This window comes from Micromonospora sp. NPDC023737 (assembly GCF_040639715.1).
GTDB lineage: Bacteria > Actinomycetota > Actinomycetes > Mycobacteriales > Micromonosporaceae > Micromonospora.
This window is the reverse complement of sequence record NZ_JBFAAL010000027.1, coordinates 26,995-46,992: the sequence shown is the minus strand read 5'-3', so window position 1 is coordinate 46,992 and position 19,998 is coordinate 26,995. Positions and strand designations below refer to the sequence as shown.

Below are 19,998 nucleotides of genomic sequence, written 5' to 3'. Positions count from 1 at the left end.
GGACATGCCGCTGACCCAGGCCGCGCAGACGGTGCAGGTGTCGGCCTACCCGGACGCCTACGCCCAGTGGGAACAGCAGGCCGCCGACCTCGTCGCCCAGTACTGGAACAGCTGACAACCACACAGCACACGAGCATGAACCGCTGGCCGGCACCCCGAGAGGGTGCCGGCCAACGGCATGTCCAGACCCGAAAAGGAACGGCGCGGCGCGTATGAGGGTGCAGAGCAAGCGATCAACACCGGACCGACCGCCGCCGGACCGCCACTCCCCGACCGCCGCCCGCCAGTAACCGACGGCCGACGACCGCGACCGGCGACCGGCGACCGGCGACCGGCGACCGGCGTCAGCGTTGCCGGCGGGCCATCCAGCGCTTGGCCAGGAGGGCCGCGCTCCCCCAGATGCCCCGCCGGAAAAGCAGTACGACGAGGACGAAGATGCCGCCGGTGACCAGGCCTATCGCCTCGAATCCGGAGAACGACAGCCAATCCTCCAGCCGTACGACGAGGGCCGCGCCGACCACCGCACCCCAGAGCGTGCCGATGCCGCCGAGCACGACGACGATGACGGCCTTGCCGGAGGTCGTCCAGTGCAGCACGTCGAGGGAGACGAAGCGGTGCCCGACGGCGAAGAGCCCGCCGCCGAGCCCGGCGATGAAGCCGGAGAGGACGAACGCGGTGAGCTTGTACCGGTGCACCGGGTACCCGAGCGCCCGGGCTCGGGCCGGGTTGTCCCGGATGCCGACGAGCACCCGGCCGAAGGGCGAGTGCACGATCCGCCAGGCGGCGGCCAGGCCGAGCAGCACGATCGGCAGGATCGCGTAGTAGAAGTAGTAGTCGTCGGTCAGGTCCACCCCGAAGAACGAACGGGGCACACCCTGGAGCCCGTTCTCGCCCTGCGTCACCGACCGCCACTCGTTGGCCACGTAGTAGACCAACTGCGCGAACGCCAGGGTCACCATGGCGAAGTAGATGCCGGTCCGCTTCACCGCCAGGTAGCCGATGGGCACCGCGAGCGCCGCGGCGGTGAGCGCCCCGGCCAGTACGGCGGCCGGAAAAGGCAGGCCGGCGTGGATGGCGACGAGTCCGGTGACGTACGCGGAGGTGCCCCAGAAGGCGGCGTGCCCGAAGGACATCAGCCCGGTGAAGCCGAGCAGCAGATCCACGGCGACGGCGAAGAGCGCCCAGCAGAGGATGTCCACGGCAACGGCCGGGTAGAGCCCGTTCGGCAACCAGAGCGCGGCGACCAGCCCGACCGCGAGCAGCGCGTACCGGACCCAGGCGGGGGCCCGGCCGACGGCGAGCAGACCGGACGGCGGCGCCGGGCGGCCAGCCTCGGCCGGCGTGTCGACGGTGCTGGTCATGCCGGTGCCTCCTCACGGCCGAAGAGCCCGGCCGGGCGCCAGAGCAGCACGACGGCCATCACGACGAAGACGATCGTCTGGGACACGATCGGAAAGTCCGACAGGTACGCCTCGCCCCACGCCTGCACGAGGCCGATGCCGAAGCCGGCGGCGACGGAGCCGAAGATCGAGCCGAGCCCGCCGATGACCACCACGGCGAAGACAACGATGATCAGGTCGGCGCCCATGAGTGGATTGACGGCTCGCATCGGCGCGGCGAGCACACCGGCGAGCCCGGCGAGCGCGATACCGAAGCCGAAGACCGGGGTGACCCAGCGTCCGACGTTGATGCCGAACGCCGGGGTGAGTTCCGGCCGTTCGGTGGCCGCGCGTACGACCATGCCCACCCGGGTCCGGGTCAGCACCCACCACACGGCGACGCAGACCAGTACCGCGAAACCGAGGATGAACACCCGGTACGTCGGGAAGTCGAAGAGCCCGAAGTCGACCGAGCCGCTCAGCGCCGACGGGGTGGCGTACGGGCTGGACTGCACGCCGTACCGCGATTTGACCAGGTCTTGGAGGATCAGCGTCAGGCCGAACGTGAGCAGGAAGTTGTAGAGCGGGTCGAGCCGGCTGAGCCGGTGGATGACCGCCCGTTCCAGCGCCATGCCGAGCAGACCGAGGCCCAACGGCATGATGACCAGCGCCGCCCAGAACGGCACGCCCGCCTCGCTCAGCAGCACGTACGCACCGAAGGCGCCGAGCATGTAGAACGCGCCGTGGGCGAAGTTCACCACCCGCAGCATGCCGAAGATGACGGCGAGCCCGAGGGCGAGCAGGGCGTAGAACGCCCCGCTCACCAACCCGTTGAACGTGTTCTGCAGGAACCCGGTCACAGCGGCACCTTCGTTCGCGACTGCGGGGCTCGCAGAACCGGCTCACTCCTCGCGCTCACAGCTTGCAGTCCGGGGAGGGTGCGGCGAACGCCTCCGCCGCCGGGATGGTCTCGAGCACCTTGACGTAGTCCCACGGCTCGGTGACCTCGGCCTGCGGCTTCACCTGCGCCAGGTACGCGTCGTGGATGACCCGGTGGTCCTCGGCACGGATCTTGCCGTTGCGCAGGAAGACGTCGTTGACCTCCTTGCCCTCCAGCCCCTTGACCACGGTGTCCGCGTCGTCGGTGCCGGCGGCCTGTACGGCCTCCAGGTACTGCATGGCGGCGGAGTAGTTGGCCGCGTGCGCGAACGAGGGCCGGGTACCCGTCTCCTTCTGGAACCGGTCGGCGAACGCCCGGTTCTCCTGGTCGAAGTTCCAGTACCAGGCGTCGGTGTACGTGGTGCCGGCCAGCGCGTCCGGCGTCAGCGAGTGGATGTCGGTGATGAACATCAGGCCGACCGCGAGGCCGACGCCCTTGTCCCGCAGCTTGAACTCGTTGTACTGCTTCACCACGTTGACCAGTTCGGCCCCGGCCTGCATGGTGCCGAGCACCTGCGGCTTCGGGTTCAAGCCGGGCGCCTTGAGCAGGTAGGTCGAGTAGTCGCCGCTGGTGTTCGGGAAGGGGGCGCCGTCCTTGCCGACCACCTGTCCACCGGCGGCGGTGATCGCGGCGGAGAAACTCTTCTCCATGTCCTGCCCGAAGGCGTAGTTCGGGTACAGGATGTACCAGTTCTTGCCGACCTGCTGGGTGGTCACCTTGCCGGTGCCGTTGGCGAGCATGTACGTGTCGTACGCGTAGTGGAACGTGTATTTGTTGCAGCTCTTGCCGGTCAGCTCGGTGGTGGCGGCGCCGATGTTGAAGTAGAGCTTCTTCTTCTCCTTCGCCACGTCGGCGACTTTCAGCGCGGCCGAGGAGGTGGGCACGTCGAGGATGATGTCGACGCCCTTGCGGTCGTACATCTCGGCGGCCTTGCTGTTCGCGACGTCCGGCTTGTTCTGGTGGTCGGCGGTCTCCACGGTGATGTCCTTGGTCACCGCCTGGTCGCCGTGCTTGGCCTTGAAGTCGGCGATGGCCATCTCCACGGCCTTCACCGAGTTCCGGCCGGACAGCTCGGAGTACGCCCCGGACTGATCGTTGAGGACACCCAACACGATCTTGTCGCCGGTCAGTTTCCGGTCACCGGCCGACTGGGGGCCGCCGCCACCGCAGCCGGCCATCAGCACCACGGCGGCCGACGCTGCGGCCACACCCACGGTCCTACGCATGCCATTCCCTCCATCCGCGCCGTGACGCGGTCAGCAGTCGAGATCAGATCCCGAGGTACGACAGCAGTTCGCGTTCCCGCGAGCGCACCTCGGAGTTGTCCATCGCTTCCACGACCCGCCCCTCGGCCAGCAGGTAGTGCCGGTCGGCGACACCGGTGGCGAAGTGCAGGTTCTGCTCGACCAGCAGCACGGTGACCCCGTGCCGCTTGGCCTCGCGCAGCAGCTCGCCGACCTGCTGCACCAGCAGTGGGGACAGTCCCTCGGTCGGTTCGTCGCAGAGCAGCAACCGGGCGCCCATGCGCAGGACCCGGGCCAGGGCGAGCATCTGCTGCTCACCGCCGGACAGGGTGGTGGCCGCCGAGTCCCGCCGCTGGTGCAGGGCGGGGAACGTCTCGTACACCCGCTCCAGCGACCACGGGTCCGGGCCGACGGTCGGCGGCAGCGTGAGGTTCTCGGCCACGCTCAGGGTGGCGTAGCTTCCGCGGTCGTCCGGCACCCAGCCGAGCCCGAGGCGCGCCCGCCGGTACGCGGGCAGCCGCCCGAGGTCACGCCCGTTCAGCTCGACCGTGCCGCGCTGCCCGGCGTGCAGCCCCATCACGCAACGCAGCAGGGTGGACTTGCCGGCGCCGTTGCGGCCCACCAGGGTGACCACCTCACCGGCGGCGACGTCGAGGCTGACGTCCCGCAGCACCTGCGCCTCGCCGTACCAGGCGGAGAGATGGTCAATGCGCAGCATCAGCGGCTCCCAGGTAGGCGGTGATGACCCGCTCGTCGGCGCGGACCTCGTCGTACCGGCCCTCGACGAGGACCTTGCCCGCCTGGAGCACTGTGACGGTGTCGGCGAGACGGCCGACCACGCTCATGTTGTGCTCGACCATCACCACCGTCCGGCCCTCCCGTACGCGGGCGACCAGTTCGACGGTGCGGTCGACGTCCTCCAGCCCCATGCCGGCGGTCGGCTCGTCGAGCAGCAGCACCTTCGGGTCGAGGGCGAGCGCGATGGCCAGTTCGAGGGCCCGTTTGCGCCCGTACGCCAGCGCCTCGGCGGGGGCGTGGGCGAGGTCTGCGAGCCCGACCATGTCGAGCAGTTCGGTGGCGCGCCCGTGGTAGCGGCCCATCAGCTTCGCCGACCGCCAGAACCGCCAGCCCAGTCCGCTCGGCGACTGCAACGCCAGCTCGACGTGTTCCGCTGCGGTGAGCTGGGGAAAGAGGCTGGTGATCTGGAACGAACGGGCGACACCGAGGCGGGCCACCCGCTCCGGAGGTAACCCGGCGACGTCGCGCCCGGACAGTTCGATGCGCCCGGCGGTGGGGCGCAGGAAGCCGGTCAGCAGGTTGAACAGGGTTGTCTTGCCGGCACCGTTCGGGCCGACGAGCGCGTGGACGGTCTCCGGCGCGACGTCGAGGTCGACGCCGTCCACCGCCCGGAAGCCCCGGAAGTCGCGGGTCAGCCCGCGAGCCGACAGGAGCGCTTGCCCGGCCATCGCCATGTCCTCCGACGTCTCCCGGCGACGGTCGGATGGGTGACAGTGGTCACATGGCCGCCGCGTTCAGGAAACGTACGGCCGGACGCAGGAGTCGAGCCATGTCGATGCTCCACACATTCCCACGCATCGAACAGTCTTCACTCGCCACATCGCGGCCTCGGGCGGCGCCCACCCGAGACCCTGCCCGAGCGACTCGGCGACATCGATACGTGCCCACATGTGTGGCGCACACGGTCTCACGGCGGCAGGGACGCCCACCTCTCGGCGCGGGCGTCGACACCCAGGCACCGATGCGGACCTCAGCCAGGACTTCTCCCGGTCGAGCAGCCGGAGGCCACGGCGTCTCTTGGCCGAGCAGCCGGAGCAGCGGGCGCGTCGGCCTCGCGGGGTTCCTCGCCGAGCCCTTGAACTGCCACGTCCGCGGGTGCGTCCGGCCGCTCAGCCCAGCAACGCGTGGAGAGTCATGTCGACGTCGTCCACCGTGGAGTAGAGGTGGAACGAGGCGCGGACCCGGCCTGCCCGCACCGCGGCGCGTACGCCTGCCCGGGTGAGCTTCTCCTGCGCGTCCGGCACCTCGACGGTCACGATGGCGCTCTCCCCGGGCGGCCGGCCGAGCCCGGTGAGCAACCGGTTGGCCAGCGCGACGTTGTGCGACCGGATCGTCGGCAGGCCGACGTCGAGCAGCAGGTCCATCGCGGGCGCGAGGCCGACCCAGCTGAACCAGGCCGGGGAGATGTCGAACCGGCGGGCGTCGTCGGCCAGCCGTAGCGGCGGCCCGTAGTAGGAGGCGTGCGGGTCGGCGCCCGCGTACCAGCCGGCGGCGTCGGGACGCAGCCGCTCCCGCAGCGCCGGGGCCAGGTAGGCCAGCGCCGCGCCGCGCGGCCCCATCAGCCACTTGTACGCCGCCGCCACCACGACGTCGGCCCGGGTGCCGTCGAACGGCAGCCACCCGGCGGCCTGGGTGGCGTCCACCGCGACCAGCGCGCCGTGCGCCCGGGCCGCCGCCACGATCTCGTCGTACGGGGTGACCGTGCCGTCGGCGGACTGCACGAGGCTGAACGCGACCAGGTCGGTGTCGTCGTCGATCGCGTCGACCAGCCCGGTGAGCGGCACCGCGCGCACCCGCACGCCACGCTCGGCCTGCACGAGCCACGGGAAGAGGTTCGAGGTGAACTCCATGTCGGGCACCACCACGGTGGCTCCGGCGGGCAGCGCCGCCGCCACCGGCGCGAGCAACTGGGAGGCGCTGGCGCCGATGGCCACGTCGCGCGCCGGCACGCCCCCGATCAACCGGGCGAAGGCCTCGCGGGACCGGTCGACGGACTCGCCCCACCCCTCCCAGGAGGTACGCCCCACCCGCCAGTCGGCGAGGGCGTCCTGCAACGCGATCCACGCCGGCTCGGGCGGCAACCCGTAGCTGGCGGTGTTCAGCCAGCCGGGCTCCGGCTGCCACAACTTCTGGGCGGTGTCGAGTTCCATGTCCCCGAAGCTAGCCGTGCGAACCGCGAACGTGGACAGCCAATGCGCCACCGGCGGCCCGCTCGAACGGCGGACGGCGACCGCGCGCGGCCGACGGCGCACGGCGCGCGGCCGACGGAGCACGGCGACAGGTGCCGCGAGCGCCAAGGCGATCGACGGCGACGTCATGTGGGATGCCGCGCTTGATACCTCCGAGGCATATTTATGACTCTGAGGTATCGGCTCGTAGGCATATCGGCCTCGCGGGGTGCGACGGTACGACCGACAGCGGGCGGTGGTCGCTGGCCGACCGCGGAGTCACCTTCGGCAGCAGCACGGCGGCGCGCGCTCAGGTGTCGGTGGATCTGGCGGCCCGGGTCGCGGCGGCGACGCCGAAGAGGATCAGGTCGAAATCGAGGTCGAAGTCGGCCTGTTGCGGGTCGTCGGGCGCTCGCCGCCGGCTACGTGCTCGCTCTCGCCGCGCTGGTGCCGCACGGCCTGACGGCCGGGCCCTGAGATCACGCTGGAACGTGGAAGTAGTGGCCTCGCCCCGACGACGAGGCCACTACTTCGTGCATCCAGCGCGATCATGCATGTGTCCGCCCCGGGGTCAGCTCACGTTCGCCGGGCCGAGGACGCTCTTCAGGTCCGCCATCAGGGCGGTCGTGGCCGCCACCCGGAACGGGCCGAGCCGCAGCATGGTGGTCTTGCTGCCGTTGAGGAGCTTGACGTGCACCTCGGCGTCGCCGGGATGCAGCACCAGCGTCTCCTTGAGCCGCTCGACCAGGGGCGGGGTGCATCGGGTCACCGGGATGGTGAGGGTGACGGGTTTGTTCGCCGCGCTGGCGCTGACGTCCGGCATCGACATGTCCATCGCCATGATGCGCGGCGTGTCGTCGCGCCGGTCCACCCGCCCCTTGACCACCACGATGGCGTCCTCGGCGATGTACTGGCCGATCACCTCGTACGTGTTCGGGAAGAAGAGCGCCTCCACCCCACCCGCGAGGTCCTCCAGGGTGGCCGAAGCCCACGCCCGCCCCTGCTTGGTGACCCGGCGCTGCACCCCGGAGAGGATCCCGGCGAGGGTGACGACCGCCCCGTCCGGCACCGCGCCGTCTTCGGCGAGTGCGGCGATCGTGGTGTCCGCCGCCGCGTTGAGGATGTGCTCCAGGCCGAACAGGGGGTGGTCGGAGACGTAGAGGCCGAGCATCTCCCGTTCGAAGGCGAGCTTGTCGCGCTTGTCCCACTCGCTCTCGCCGATCACCGGCATGACCGTGGCGCTGGCGGTGCTCTCCACGTCGCCGAAGCCCGCCCCGAACAGGTCGTACTGGCCGGTGGCCTCCTTGCGCTTGACGTCGGCGTACGCGTCGATGGCGTCCGCGTGCACCTGAAGCAGCCCCTTGCGGCTGTGCCCCAGGGAATCGAACGCGCCGGCCTTGATCAGCGATTCGATGGTCTTCTTGTTGCAGACCACCGCGTCGACCTTCGACAGGAAGTCGTAGAAGTCGGTGTACGCGCCCTTCTCGTCGCGGCACCGCATGATCGAGGCGACCACGTTCGCGCCGACGTTGCGCACCGCCGCCAGGCCGAAGCGGATGTCCTTGCCGACCGGGGTGAACGGGCCGGCGGAGGTGTTCACGTCGGGCGGCAGCACCTGGATCCGCATCCGGCGGCACTCGGACAGGTACAGCGCCATCTTGTCCTTGTCGTCGCCGACGCTGGTCAGCAGCCCCGCCATGTACTCGGCCGGATAGTGCGCCTTGAGGTACGCCGTCCAGTAGGACACCAGGCCGTACGCGGCGGAGTGCGCCTTGTTGAACGCGTAGCCTGCGAACGGGACCAGCACATCCCACACCGCCTGGATCGCCTCGTCGGAGTAGCCCCGCTCGCGGCAGCCGTCGCGGAACGGCACGAACTCCTTGTCGAGGATCTCCTTCTTCTTCTTACCCATCGCCCGGCGCAGCAGGTCCGCCTGGCCGAGGCTGTAGCCGGCCAGGATCTGCGCGGCGCGCTGCACCTGCTCCTGGTAGACGATGAGGCCGTAGGTGGGGGCGAGGATCTCCCGCAGCGGCTCCTCCAGCTCCGGGTGGATCGGGGTGATCTCCTGGAGGCCGTTCTTGCGCAACGCGTAGTTGGTGTGCGAATCGACGCCCATCGGGCCGGGCCGGTAGAGCGCCAGGACAGCCGAGATGTCCTCGAAGTTGTCCGGCTTCATGAGCCTCAGCAGCGAGCGCATCGGCCCGCCGTCCAGCTGGAACACGCCCAGGGTGTCGCCCCGGGCCAGCAACTCGTAGGCCGCCTTGTCGTCCAGCGGCAGGGACAGCAGGTCCAGCTCCTTGCCGTGGTTGAGCTGGATGTTCTTGACCGCGTCGTCGAGGATGGTCAGGTTTCGCAGGCCGAGGAAGTCCATCTTCAACAGCCCGAGCGACTCGCACGTCGGGTAGTCGAACTGGGTGATGATGACCCCGTCGGAGTCCCGGCGCATCAGCGGGATGTGATCGATGATCGGCTCGGCGGACATGATGACGCCGGCGGCATGCACACCGGTCTGCCGGATCAGCCCCTCGATGCCCTTGGCCGTGTCGATGACCTTCTTGACGTCCGGGTCGGACTCGTAGAGGCCCCGGATCTCACCGGCCTCGGCGTAGCGCGGGTGCTTCGGGTCGAAGATGCCGGTGAGCGGGATGTCCTTGCCCATCACCGCCGGGGGCATCGCCTTGGTGATCCGGTCGCCGACCGCGTACGGGTAGCCGAGCACCCGGGCCGAGTCCTTGATCGCGGCCTTCGCCTTGATGGTGCCGAAGGTGGCGATCTGCGCGACCTTGTCCTCGCCCCACTTGTCGGTGACGTACTTGATGACCTCACCGCGCCGGCGCTCGTCGAAGTCGATGTCGACATCCGGCATCGAGACGCGCTCGGGGTTGAGGAACCGCTCGAAGATCAGCCCGTGCGGGATCGGGTCCAGGTCGGTGATGCCCAGCGCGTACGCCACCAGCGAGCCGGCTGCCGAGCCTCGGCCGGGGCCGACCGCGATGCCCTGGCTCTTCGCCCACTGGATGAAGTCGGCGACCACGAGGAAGTACGACGGGAAGCCCATCTGGACGATGACGCCCAGCTCGTACTCGGCCTGCTTGACGTGCCCCTCGGGAATGCCGTTCGGGTAGCGGCGGTGCAGGCCGGCGAAGGTCTCCTTACGGAACCAGGACTCCTCGGTCTCCCCGTCCGGCACGGGGAAGCGCGGCATGAGGTTGTGGAATTCGAACATGCCCGCCGGGTCGACCTTCTCGGCCACCAGCAGCGTGTTGCGGCAGCCCTCCAGCCAGAGCTCAGAGGAGTTGACCGCGCGCATCTGGTCGGCGGACTTGATGTAGTAGCCGCCGCCCTCGAGGCGGAACCGGTTGGGGTCGGCGATGTTGCTGGCGGTCTGCACGCACAGCAGTACGTCGTGCGCCTCCGCCTGGTCCTCGCGGGTGTAGTGCGAGTCGTTGGTGATCACCGGCGGGATGTCGAGCTTCCGGCCGAGCTCGATCAGCCCGTCGCGGACCCGCTTCTCGATGTCCAGGCCGTGGTCCATCAGCTCCAGGTAGTAGTTCTCCTTGCCGAAGATGTCCTGGTACGCCCCGGCGACCTTGAGCGCCTCGTCGAACTGCCCGAGCCGCAGCCGGGTCTGCACGGCGCCGGAGGGGCAGCCGGTGGTAGCCATGATCCCTTCGGCGTACTCGGCGATCAGCTCCATGTCCATCCGGGGCCACTTGATGTAGTGGCCCTCCATGGAGGCGCGCGAGTTGAGCTTGAAGAGGTTGTGCAGCCCTGTCTTGTTCTGCGCCCACATGGTCATGTGGGTGATCGCGCCGTTACCGGAGACGTCGTCGCTCTTCTGCTCGGGGCGGCCCCACTTGACCCGCTGCTTGTGGAAGCGCGACTCCGGCGCGACGTACGCCTCGACGCCGAGGATCGGCTTCACCCCGGCGGCCATCGCCTGCTTGTAGAAGTCGTTGGCGCCGTGCATGTTGCCGTGGTCGGTCATCGCGACCGCGGGCATCTCCTGGCGGCTGACCTCGGCGAACAGGTCCTTGAGCCGGGCCGCTCCGTCGAGCATCGAGTACTCGGTGTGTACGTGCAGATGCGCGAACGAATCGCCCATGCGAGGCGCCCCCCAGCTGTGGATCTTGGCGGTCGGGAACCGACCGGGGACCACCCTACCGAGGTCAACTCCGTGGCTCCACCGTCCGCGCCGGGGCTCGTGGCACGCGTCTCGTCGCGCCGTGCGGGCCGGCACTGACAGCCGGTAGACCGCCACAGCATCGCCCGACACACACCGTTGTCAGCCACACGACGATGTAGGGGTGGACATTAGTGTGTGGCGCACAGTATCGTGTGACGCATGGGCAGTGACGAAGTGCTACGGACCCACCTCCAAGAGCTACGCCGGGGCACGGTCGTGGTGGCGAGCCTGATCGCTCTGCGCCACCCCGACTACGGCTACGCGCTGCTGCAACGGCTCACCGGGCACGGCTTCCCGGTGGACGCCAACACCCTCTACCCGCTGCTGCGCCGGCTCGAGGAGCAGGGGCTGCTGACCAGCGAGTGGAACACCGAGGAAAGCCGACCGCGCAAGTTCTACCGCACCAGCGACGAAGGCGAATCGGTGCTCCGCCGGCTCCTCGACGACCTCGCCGCCGTACAGACCTCTCTCACCGGGCTGATCGAAGGAGTAGGACGATGACCTCCCTGACCGACCGCTACCTCGCCGCCACCCTGCGGGCGGTGCCGGCCGCCCGGCGCGAGGAGATCGCGACCGAGCTGCGCGGCTCCATCGAGGACATGATCGACGGCCGGCGCGCCGACGGTCGGGACGCCGAGGCCGCCGAGCGCGAGGTGCTCACCGAACTGGGCAACCCCGCGCAGCTCGCGGCCCGCTACGCCGACCGGCGTCTGCAGCTCATCGGCCCGACCTACTACCTGGCCTGGGAGCGGCTGATGAAGCTGCTGCTCAGCTTCATCCCGGCGCTGGTCGGGGTCATCGTCGGCCTGGTGGAGGCGACCGACGGGAACTCGGGTGACGCGGTCGGCGCGGGGATCGGCGCCGCGATCCAGACCGTGGTCCAGATCGGCTTCTGGGTCACCCTGGTCTTCGCGGTGCTGGAGCGCACCAACACCTCACTCAATCTGCCGGCGTGGACCGTCGATCAGCTCCAGGAGGACTACGTCAATCGGCAGATCAAGCCGGTCGACACGGTCGCCGCCATCGGATGGCTGGTGCTGGTCATCGCGTACCTGCCGCTCCAGCACTTCCACTCGTTCGTACCCGGCAACGACGGCGAGAACCTGCCGATCCTCGACCCGGCACTGTGGAGCTTCTGGCTGCCCTTCCTGATCGCGGTGCTGGTCGCCACCATCGGCCTGGAGCTCGCCAAGTTCCGCGCCGGCCGCTGGACGTGGCCGCTGGTCGGGGTCAACGCCGCGCTGGACCTCGCGTTCGCCGTCCCGGTGATCTGGCTGGTCTCGACGGACCGCCTGCTCAACCCGGATTTCGTGAACCGGTGGGAGTGGCTCTCCCGCGAGGAGAACCTGAACAACGTCGCCACGTTCGTCATCGTCGGCACGGTCCTGATCACCGCCTGGGACGTCATCGACAGCTCGATCAAGGCGTACCGCGGACGACAGTGACGCAGCTCGGCACGTCGCGGCCCGGCCCTCACCGAGGTGCCGGGCCGCGGCGCGTCCGGCGCCCAACCGGGGGGCGCCGGGTCCCGGTGGTGGCCGCCGCGACGACCGTCCGGACCGCGCGGCCGGCGGCCGGCACCGCCCCGGAAAAACCCCCGGGCGACGAAGGCCGATGGGATGACATCCTTTGGGGGATGACCACCCCCACCCCCGACGACGACTGGCGCCGGCCCGGCCCCACCCCGGAACAGCGGCGGCTCGACCTGTACGCCGGACTCGCGATCACGGTCCTGGCGCTGTTCAGCCTCACGCTGACCCGCAGCACCGGGGCGTTCCTGCTGGGGCCGCCGCCCTCCGTGCCGGAACAGCTCCTCTGGACGGTGGCGGTGCCGCTGCCGCTGATCTGGCGACGGCGCTACCCCGCGAGCGTGCTCGTCGTCGTCGCGGTCATGTTCATCGGCGCCCAGGCGCGTTCCGCCCCGGAGGTGCAGCTCTCCGGGTGGGCGATCTTCGCCGCGATCTACTCGCTCGGCGCCTGGGGGCCGGACCGCAGGCTGTCCCGGCGGCTGCGGATCGGCGTGATCGCCACCATGTTCGCCTGGCTCGGCGTCTACTACGCGGTCACCGTCGGCAGCATCCCGCCCGACGCGTTCCCCCAGGCGGTCGGGCCGGTACCCCCGGTGCTCGCCGCCCTGGTCAGCGGGGTCCTGGTCAACGGGCTCTACTTCGGCTTCGCGTACTTCTTCGGGGAGACCGCGTGGCTGGCCGCCCGCCGGCAGCACGAGCTGGCCGAGCAGGCCGAGGAGCTGCGCCGCTCGCAGGCCGAGGCGCGCGGGCGGGCAGTGATCGGTGAGCGGGTACGCATCGCCCGCGAACTGCACGACGTGGTCGCCCACCATGTGTCGGTGATGGGCGTGCAGGCGGCGGCCGCGCGCCGGGTCTTCGACCGGGACGCGACCAAGGCCCGGACCGCGCTGACCGCGATCGAGGAGACCGCCCGTACGGCCGTCGACGAGCTGCGCCGGATGCTCGGTGTGCTGCGCGCGAGCGAGGGCACCCCGGAGCGCGTCGAGGCGCCCTCCGGTGTGGACCAGATCGCCGCGGTGGTGGAGCGGGCCCGCGACGCCGGGCTGCAGGCGACCTTCGCGGTGTACGGAGAGGCGGTGCCGCTGCCGGAGTCGGTGTCGCAGGCGATCCACCGGGTCGTCCAGGAGGCCGTCACCAACGTGCTCAAGCACGCCACCGGAGCCCGCGCGCTCGACGTGCGGCTACGGTACCTGGCCAAGGAGGTGGAGGTCGACGTGACCGACGACGGGCGGCCCACCCGCCCCGCCAATCCGGACGGGCTGGGTCTGGTCGGCATGCGCGAGCGGGTCGGCACGCACGGCGGCGTCCTGGAGGCCGGCGAACGTGCCGGCGGCGGTTGGCGGGTGCGTGCCCGCTTCCCGCTCGCGGTGACCGTGGCGGAGCCCGTATGAGCCGCGGAGCCGGCATGAGCGGTGGAACCGGTATGAGCGGTGGAGCCGGAATGAGTGGTGTTGCCGGCCTGCCCGGTGCGGAGCGGCCGATCCGGGTGCTGCTCGCCGACGACCAGCATCTGGTCCGGACCGGCTTCCGGGTCATCCTCGAGGTGGAGGACGACATCGAGGTCGTCGGCGAGGCGGCCGACGGCGAACGCGCGGTGAGCATGACCCGGGCGCTGCACCCGGACGTGGTGCTCATGGACGTGGAGATGCCCGGCGTGGACGGCTTGGAGGCGACCCGCCGGATCACCGCGTCGGGTGACGCGGACGGGCCGGCGGTGCTGATCCTCACCACCTTCGACCGGGACGACTACCTCTTCTCCGCGCTACGCGCGGGGGCGAGCGGGTTCCTGCTCAAGAACGGCACCCCGGAGTCACTGATCGAGGCGATCCGGGTGGTGGCCCGTGGCGACGGCCTGCTCGCTCCGGAGATCACCCGCCGGGTGATCGCCACCTTCACCCGGCCCGGCACCGGCGGAACGTCGGCGGCCGGCGGCGCGGCGGGAGGCCCGGCTGAGCTGGACGAGCTCACCCCCCGCGAGCGGGAGGTGCTGGAGCTGGTCGCCCGGGGCGCCAGCAACGCGGAGATCGCCGCCCACCTGCACCTCGGCGAGGCCACGGTGAAGACGCACGTGAGCCGGGTGCTCGCGAAGCTCGGCCTGCGAGACCGCGTACAGGCGGTGGTCTTCGCGTACGAGCACGGGGTGGTTCGCCCCGGCGCGTGACCGCCTCCGCCATCAGGCGGACACCGGGTATCCGTCCGCCGACGGACGGCGGTGGCCGGCCGCCGAACTAGCGTGACGGCTGTGACCAGTGTGCTTCGCCTCGACGGCGTCGACCGCAGCTTCGGCGACCGGCAGGCACTGAAGAACGTGTCCTTCGACGTGGTGGCCGGCCGGATGACCGGGTTCGTCGGCGGCAACGGCGCCGGCAAGACCACCACCATGCGGATCATCCTCGGGGTGCTCGCCGCCGACGCCGGCCGGGTGACCTGGCAGGGGGCTCCGCTGAGCCCGCAGGTACGGGGGCGCTTCGGCTACATGCCGGAGGAACGTGGCCTGTACCCGAAGATGAGCGTCCGGGAACAGGTCGTCTACCTGGGCCGCCTGCACGGCATGACCGCCGCCGCAGCCGCGCGGGCCACGGAGGCGCTGCTGGAGCGGGTGGGCCTCGCCGAGCGGGGTGGCGACCTGTTGGAGACGCTCTCGCTCGGCAACCAGCAGCGTGCGCAGATCGCCGCCGCGCTGGTGCACGATCCCGAGGTGCTGGTGCTCGACGAGCCGTTCTCCGGCCTGGACCCGCTGGCCGTGGACACCGTCGTCGGCGTGCTGCGGGAACGCGCGGCGGCCGGCGCGCCGGTGCTCTTCTCCAGTCATCAGCTCGACGTGGTCGAGCGGCTCTGCGACGACCTCGTGATCATCGCGGACGGGGTGATCCGGGCGGCAGGTGACCGCGAGCAGCTGCGCAAGACGTACACCTCGCCCCGCTTCGAACTGGTGGTGGAGACCGACGCCGGCTGGCTGCGTGACCAGCCCGGCGTGACCCTGGTCGACCTGGACGGCGCCCGCGCCGTCTTCGACCTCGCGCTCGGCGCCGACGAGCAGCCGGTGCTGCACGCGGCGTTGGCGCGCGGCCCGGTACGCGCATTCCGGCCGGTCAGCCCCTCCCTCACCGAGATCTTCCGAGAGGTCGCCCAATGAACGCCGTGCAGGCCACCCGCCTGGTCGCCGCCCGCGAGATCCGGGTCAAGCTGCGCGACAAGACCTTCCTGTTCAGCACCCTGTTCTTCTTGATCATCACCGCCGCGGCGACCGTCCTGCCGCCGCTGCTCTCCGGTGGACCGTCCACGGTGGCCGTCACCGAACAGTCGGCCGGTCCGCTGCGGGCCGCCGGGCTGGAGGTCCGGACGGTCCCCGACGACGACGCCGCCGAGCAGGCCGTTCGCGACGGTGACGTGGACGCCGCGGTCGTCTCCGGCCCGGCCGTGCTCGCCATGGACGAGGTGCCCGACGACGTGGTGGCCGCGCTCAGTACCCAACCGCAGGTACGGCTGCTGGACCCCGACGCGTTGAACCCGGTGGCGGCCTTCCTGGTGCCGTTCATCTTCGCGTTCATCTTCTTCATCACGTCGCAGATCTTCGGCGTGCAGATCGCGCAGAGCGTCATCGAGGAGAAGCAGACCCGGATCGTGGAGATCCTGGTGGCCGCGGTACCGGTTCGGGCGTTGCTGGCCGGCAAGATGGTCGCCGGCACGGTACTGGCCCTCGGGCAGATCGTGCTGGTCGCTCTCGTCGCGGTCGCCGGCATGGTCTTCGGGGACGGCGGGGGTCTGCTCCCCCTGCTGGGCCCGGCGATCGGGTGGTTCGTGCCGTTCTTCCTCGTGGGTTTCGTGCTGGTGGCGTCCATGTGGGCGGCGGCCGGGGCACTGGTCAGCCGCCAGGAGGAGATCGCCGGGGTTTCCACGCCGGTGCAGATGGCGGTGATGCTGCCGTTCTTCGCGGTGATCTTCCTGAACGACAACGCGACGGCCATGCGGATCCTGTCCTACCTACCGCTCTCCGCGCCGACGGCGATGCCGCTGCGGCTGTTCAGCGGGGACGCCGCCGCCTGGGAACCGGTGCTGGCGCTGGTCCTGCTGCTGGTCACGGCGCTCGCGTTCCTGCTCGCCGGAGCCCGGGTGTACCAGGGCGCGCTGCTGCGCACCAACGGCCGCACCTCGATCCGCACGGCCTGGCGGACCCGGGAGAGCGTGAGCTGACCCTCTTTAGGCCCTTGATCATCTGTGTCCCGCCGATGTGGTGGTGTCCTATCAGCCGGGACTCCGCCACAACGGCGAACCGGCATCAGAGTCCGGCGGTCAGCAGAGGACGGGCTCCCAGCCGGCAGGCAGCCGGCGCCGCCAAGCCGTGTCGGCGTCGCCGGTCGACTAGCCGTTGCTGTCAGGAGCGGGTGCCGACCGGCCGCTCAACCACACCGCCGCCTCGATCCGTAACAGCAGACCCCCGATCGCGAGCATTGCCCAGGCAAAGAGCGTTTCCATGTCAGCCCCGGTGGCGAAGGTCAACCCGAAGATGGTTGCCCCCACGGCGACGCAGAGCGTCCCAACGCCACCGACGTACTGACCCTGCCTTCTGTTCTTCACCGCGGCAGTGTAGAGGTCCACGATCATCTTCTGGAGACGAGGAAGGCACCGGCCCTTGGCCGATGCCTTCCTTTCCAGCCCTTCGGCTCAGCCGACCGCCGCCATGATCTCGTCGCTGACGTCGAAGTTCGCGTAGACGTTCTGCACGTCGTCGCAGTCCTCCAGCACGTCGATCAGCTTGAAGATCTTACGAGCGCCCTCCTCGTCGAGCGGGACGTTGACGCTCGGGATCAGCGAGGACTCGGCCGACTCGTACTCGATGCCGGCCTCCTGGAGGGCGGTGCGGACCGCGATCAGGTCGGTCGGCTCGGAGACCACCTCGAACGCCTCGTCGAGGTCGTTGACCTCCTCCGCGCCGGCGTCCAGGACGGCCATCATCACGTCGTCCTCGGTGGTCCCCGCCTTCGGGACGATCACGACGCCCTTGCGGGAGAACATGTACGACACCGAGCCGGCGTCGGCGAACGAGCCGCCGTTGCGGGTCAGCGCCGTGCGCACCTCGGTGGCCGCGCGGTTGCGGTTGTCGGTCAGACACTCGATCAGCAGCGCGACACCGTTCGGGCCGTAGCCCTCGTACATGATCGTCTGGTAGTCGGCGCCGCCGGCCTCCAGGCCGGAGCCGCGCTTCACGGCGCGGTCGATGTTGTCGTTGGGGACCGAGTTCTTCTTCGCCTTCTGAATGGCGTCGTAGAGGGTCGGGTTGCCGGCGGGGTCACCGCCGCCGGTCCGGGCCGCCACCTCGACGTTCTTGATCAGCTTGGCGAACATCTTGCCGCGCTTGGCGTCGATGACGGCCTTCTTGTGCTTGGTGGTCGCCCACTTTGAGTGGCCGGACATCTGCTACCTCCGTGTGTCGTTCCACGCCTGCGTCGACTGCCACGCCGATCAAATGCCGCATTCGGCGATCCGGCGGCCGGTCGGCTCCCGCGGGAGACGCCACGCGGGCGGATGGCCCTGCCGAACGGCGGCAATCCTACCGAGCCCGCGCCCCACCATGTCACACCCGGTCATCACCGGCTGGCAGCGCCGGGCCGTCGGGGGGCACTCAAAGCACAACACCCCACGGCCGGGATCCATGCCCGCCGGGGAGGACCGGCCGTGACGTCCGGGGTACGCCCGCCCCGTGGTGATCGACTCGGGCTCCTTGAAATCGCGGTGTCCGGGCGCGCGGGACACCCCGACATCAAGGAGCCCGAGTTGATCAGTGCCGAGACCGGTCACGGGCCACCCGGGGACGCCGCCGGACCGGGACGCCGCCGTCAGGCGGCGGCGCGCACCAGGTCGACGAAGTAGCGGTGCAGCCGCACGTCGCCGGTCAACTCGGGGTGGAACGAGGTGGCCAGCAGGTTGCCCTGCCGTACCGCGACGATCCGCCCGGCCGACGGACCGTCGGTGACCTGGCCGAGCACCTCCACGCCCTCACCGACCCGCTCGACCCAGGGCGCTCGGATGAACACCGCGTGGAACGGCTCGCCCGCGATGCCGGTGATCGTCACCGGCGCCTCGAACGAGTCGACCTGCCGGCCGAAGGCGTTGCGCCGGACGGTCATCGAGATGCCGTCGAACCCGCGCTGGTCGGGACGGCCGTCCAGCACCTCGGTGGCGAGCATGATCATGCCGGCGCAGGAGCCGTAGACAGGCATCCCACCGGCGATCCGCTTGTCGATCGGCTCGCGCAGCTCGAACACGTCGGCCAGCCGGCTCATCGTGGTGGACTCGCCGCCGGGGATGACCAGACCGTCGACGGCCTCCAACTCCTGCGTACGGCGTACCGGGACGGCATGTGCGCCCGCCGCGGCCAACGCCGCGACGTGTTCGCGTACGTCGCCCTGGAGGGCGAGCACACCGATGACGGGTGTCCCGCTCATCGCACCGCTCCTTCCGAAGTCCGTGTGCGGAAGACCCCCCGCACGGGCGAGGGGTCTTCTCCTGCCGTCACCAGCCGCGCTCGGCCAGGCGGTGCGGCTGCGGGATCTCGTCGACGTTGATGCCGACCATCGCCTCGCCGAGACCTCGGGAGACCTTGGCCAGCACGTCGGGGTCGTCGTGGAAGGTCGTCGCCTTGACGATCGCGGCGGCCCGCTGGGCCGGGTTGCCGGACTTGAAGATGCCCGAGCCCACGAAGACACCCTCGGCGCCCAGCTGCATCATCATCGCGGCGTCGGCCGGGGTGGCGATTCCGCCGGCGGTGAAGAGCACCACCGGCAGCTTCCCGGTCTCGGCGACCTCCTTGACCAGCTCGTACGGTGCCTGGAGCTCCTTGGCCGCCACGTAGAGCTCGTCGGCGGGCAGCGAGCTCAGCCGACGGATCTCCTGGCGGATCTTCCGCATGTGGGTGGTCGCGTTGGAGACGTCACCGGTGCCCGCCTCGCCCTTGGAACGGATCATCGCCGCGCCCTCGGTGATCCGGCGCAGCGCCTCACCCAGGTTGGTCGCGCCGCACACGAAGGGGACGGTGAAAGACCACTTGTCGATGTGGTTGGTGTAGTCGGCCGGGGTCAGCACCTCGGACTCGTCGACGTAGTCGACGCCGAGCGCCTGGAGGATCTGCGCCTCCACGAAGTGCCCGATGCGGGCCTTGGCCATGACCGGGATCGAGACGGCGTTGATGATCCCCTCGATCATGTCGGGGTCGCTCATGCGGGCGACGCCGCCCTGGGCGCGGATGTCCGCCGGCACCCGCTCGAGCGCCATCACCGCGACGGCTCCGGCGTCCTCAGCGATCTTGGCCTGTTCGGCGTCGACCACGTCCATGATCACGCCGCCCTTGAGCATCTCGGCCATGCCGCGCTTGACGCGGGCGGTGCCGACGACGGGGCTGCCGCTGGTGTTCGGGGCGGTGGTTTCAGGCACGAGTTATCGCTCCTCGGACGTGCTCGGGGGCTGACAGCGGAAAGGCTACGCCCAGCACAACGCCGCTCCGACAGCCAATCAGACCCATGGTGGCCTGCCCTGTGTCAGCCATCACCGGCACTCGGCGGCCGTCCCGGCCCGCGCGGTCCGGCGGCGTTCCCCGGCCTGGAGCGGTCGGCGGCATTCCCCGGCCTGGAGCGGTCGGCGGGATTCCCCGGCCGGGCGGCGATTCCCGGGCCGTGCGCGGTGGGCGGCGGCACGGTGGTTGATCGACTCGGACATTCGGGGTGAACGTCCGTTTGTTCGCAGGGTGGGTCCGGCGG

At 70.3% G+C, this 19,998-nt stretch carries 17 protein-coding genes; 6 read left to right on the top strand and 11 right to left on the bottom strand.

The window, feature by feature from the left end; all coding sequences use genetic code 11:
* Positions 1-344: 344 nt before the first annotated feature.
* From AB0F98_RS30695 to dnaE, 7 genes are all read right to left on the bottom strand, one after another.
* Entirely contained in the window at positions 345-1,361 is a 1,017-nt protein-coding gene (locus AB0F98_RS30695) for a branched-chain amino acid ABC transporter permease (protein ID WP_357742708.1), read from the bottom strand.
* On the bottom strand, positions 1,358-2,239 hold the full coding sequence (locus AB0F98_RS30690) for a branched-chain amino acid ABC transporter permease (RefSeq protein WP_357742705.1): 882 nt from the start codon (positions 2,237-2,239) through the stop codon (positions 1,358-1,360). The genes AB0F98_RS30695 and AB0F98_RS30690 overlap by 4 nt, the downstream gene beginning before the upstream one ends.
* Before the next feature lie 55 nt (positions 2,240-2,294).
* Complete coding sequence (locus AB0F98_RS30685; protein WP_357742701.1) at positions 2,295-3,545, bottom strand: ABC transporter substrate-binding protein; 1,251 nt, start codon at positions 3,543-3,545, stop codon at positions 2,295-2,297.
* Between the two features lie 43 nt (positions 3,546-3,588).
* Complete coding sequence (locus AB0F98_RS30680; RefSeq protein ID WP_357742699.1) at positions 3,589-4,281, bottom strand: ABC transporter ATP-binding protein; 693 nt, start codon at positions 4,279-4,281, stop codon at positions 3,589-3,591.
* Positions 4,268-5,029: an ABC transporter ATP-binding protein gene (locus AB0F98_RS30675; protein ID WP_357742696.1), complete on the bottom strand. Its 762-nt coding sequence runs from the start codon at positions 5,027-5,029 to the stop codon at positions 4,268-4,270. The genes AB0F98_RS30680 and AB0F98_RS30675 overlap by 14 nt, the downstream gene beginning before the upstream one ends.
* Before the next feature lie 441 nt (positions 5,030-5,470).
* The gene (locus tag AB0F98_RS30670; protein ID WP_357742693.1) at positions 5,471-6,511 is read right to left on the bottom strand and encodes an aminotransferase class V-fold PLP-dependent enzyme; all 1,041 of its coding nucleotides are present in this window, start codon (positions 6,509-6,511) and stop codon (positions 5,471-5,473) included.
* Positions 6,512-7,100: 589 nt separating this feature from the next.
* Entirely contained in the window at positions 7,101-10,634 is a 3,534-nt protein-coding gene (gene dnaE / locus AB0F98_RS30665) for a DNA polymerase III subunit alpha (protein ID WP_357742690.1), read from the bottom strand.
* 240 nt (positions 10,635-10,874) lie between these two features.
* Between dnaE and AB0F98_RS30660 the strand changes: the two genes are divergently transcribed.
* From AB0F98_RS30660 to AB0F98_RS30635, 6 genes are all read left to right on the top strand, one after another.
* Positions 10,875-11,216, top strand: a complete 342-nt coding sequence (locus AB0F98_RS30660; RefSeq protein WP_357742687.1) for a PadR family transcriptional regulator — start codon at positions 10,875-10,877, stop codon at positions 11,214-11,216.
* Positions 11,213-12,160 carry a permease prefix domain 1-containing protein gene (locus tag AB0F98_RS30655; protein ID WP_357742685.1) on the top strand — a complete coding sequence of 316 codons (948 nt, stop codon included), beginning with the start codon at positions 11,213-11,215 and terminating at the stop codon, positions 12,158-12,160. Before AB0F98_RS30660 ends, AB0F98_RS30655 begins: the two co-directional genes overlap by 4 nt.
* A 191-nt stretch (positions 12,161-12,351) precedes the next feature.
* Entirely contained in the window at positions 12,352-13,635 is a 1,284-nt protein-coding gene (locus AB0F98_RS30650) for a sensor histidine kinase (RefSeq protein WP_357742682.1), read from the top strand.
* A gap of 50 nt (positions 13,636-13,685) precedes the next feature.
* Complete coding sequence (locus AB0F98_RS30645) at positions 13,686-14,405, top strand: response regulator transcription factor (RefSeq protein ID WP_357742679.1); 720 nt, start codon at positions 13,686-13,688, stop codon at positions 14,403-14,405.
* A gap of 81 nt (positions 14,406-14,486) precedes the next feature.
* A complete protein-coding gene (locus AB0F98_RS30640; RefSeq protein WP_357742676.1) occupies positions 14,487-15,380 on the top strand; it encodes an ATP-binding cassette domain-containing protein in 894 nt (297 codons plus the stop codon).
* Positions 15,377-16,438, top strand: coding sequence for an ABC transporter permease (locus AB0F98_RS30635; protein WP_357742673.1), 1,062 nt, complete (start codon positions 15,377-15,379; stop codon positions 16,436-16,438). Before AB0F98_RS30640 ends, AB0F98_RS30635 begins: the two co-directional genes overlap by 4 nt.
* Before the next feature lie 168 nt (positions 16,439-16,606).
* Here AB0F98_RS30635 and AB0F98_RS30630 read toward each other — a convergent pair whose 3' ends face one another.
* The 4 genes from AB0F98_RS30630 to pdxS all read right to left on the bottom strand — a co-directional run bounded on the left by AB0F98_RS30630 (position 16,607) and on the right by pdxS (position 19,675).
* Positions 16,607-16,849: a hypothetical protein gene (locus tag AB0F98_RS30630; protein ID WP_357742670.1), complete on the bottom strand. Its 243-nt coding sequence runs from the start codon at positions 16,847-16,849 to the stop codon at positions 16,607-16,609.
* Positions 16,850-16,909: 60 nt separating this feature from the next.
* Positions 16,910-17,659 (bottom strand): YebC/PmpR family DNA-binding transcriptional regulator, encoded by a 750-nt coding sequence (locus AB0F98_RS30625; protein ID WP_076470239.1) that lies wholly within the window; start codon positions 17,657-17,659, stop codon positions 16,910-16,912.
* Positions 17,660-18,081: 422 nt separating this feature from the next.
* Positions 18,082-18,690, bottom strand: a complete 609-nt coding sequence (gene pdxT / locus AB0F98_RS30620) for a pyridoxal 5'-phosphate synthase glutaminase subunit PdxT (RefSeq protein WP_357742667.1) — start codon at positions 18,688-18,690, stop codon at positions 18,082-18,084.
* 67 nt (positions 18,691-18,757) lie between these two features.
* Positions 18,758-19,675, bottom strand: a complete 918-nt coding sequence (gene pdxS / locus AB0F98_RS30615) for a pyridoxal 5'-phosphate synthase lyase subunit PdxS (RefSeq protein ID WP_357742664.1) — start codon at positions 19,673-19,675, stop codon at positions 18,758-18,760.
* Between the last annotated feature and the right edge of the window lie 323 nt (positions 19,676-19,998).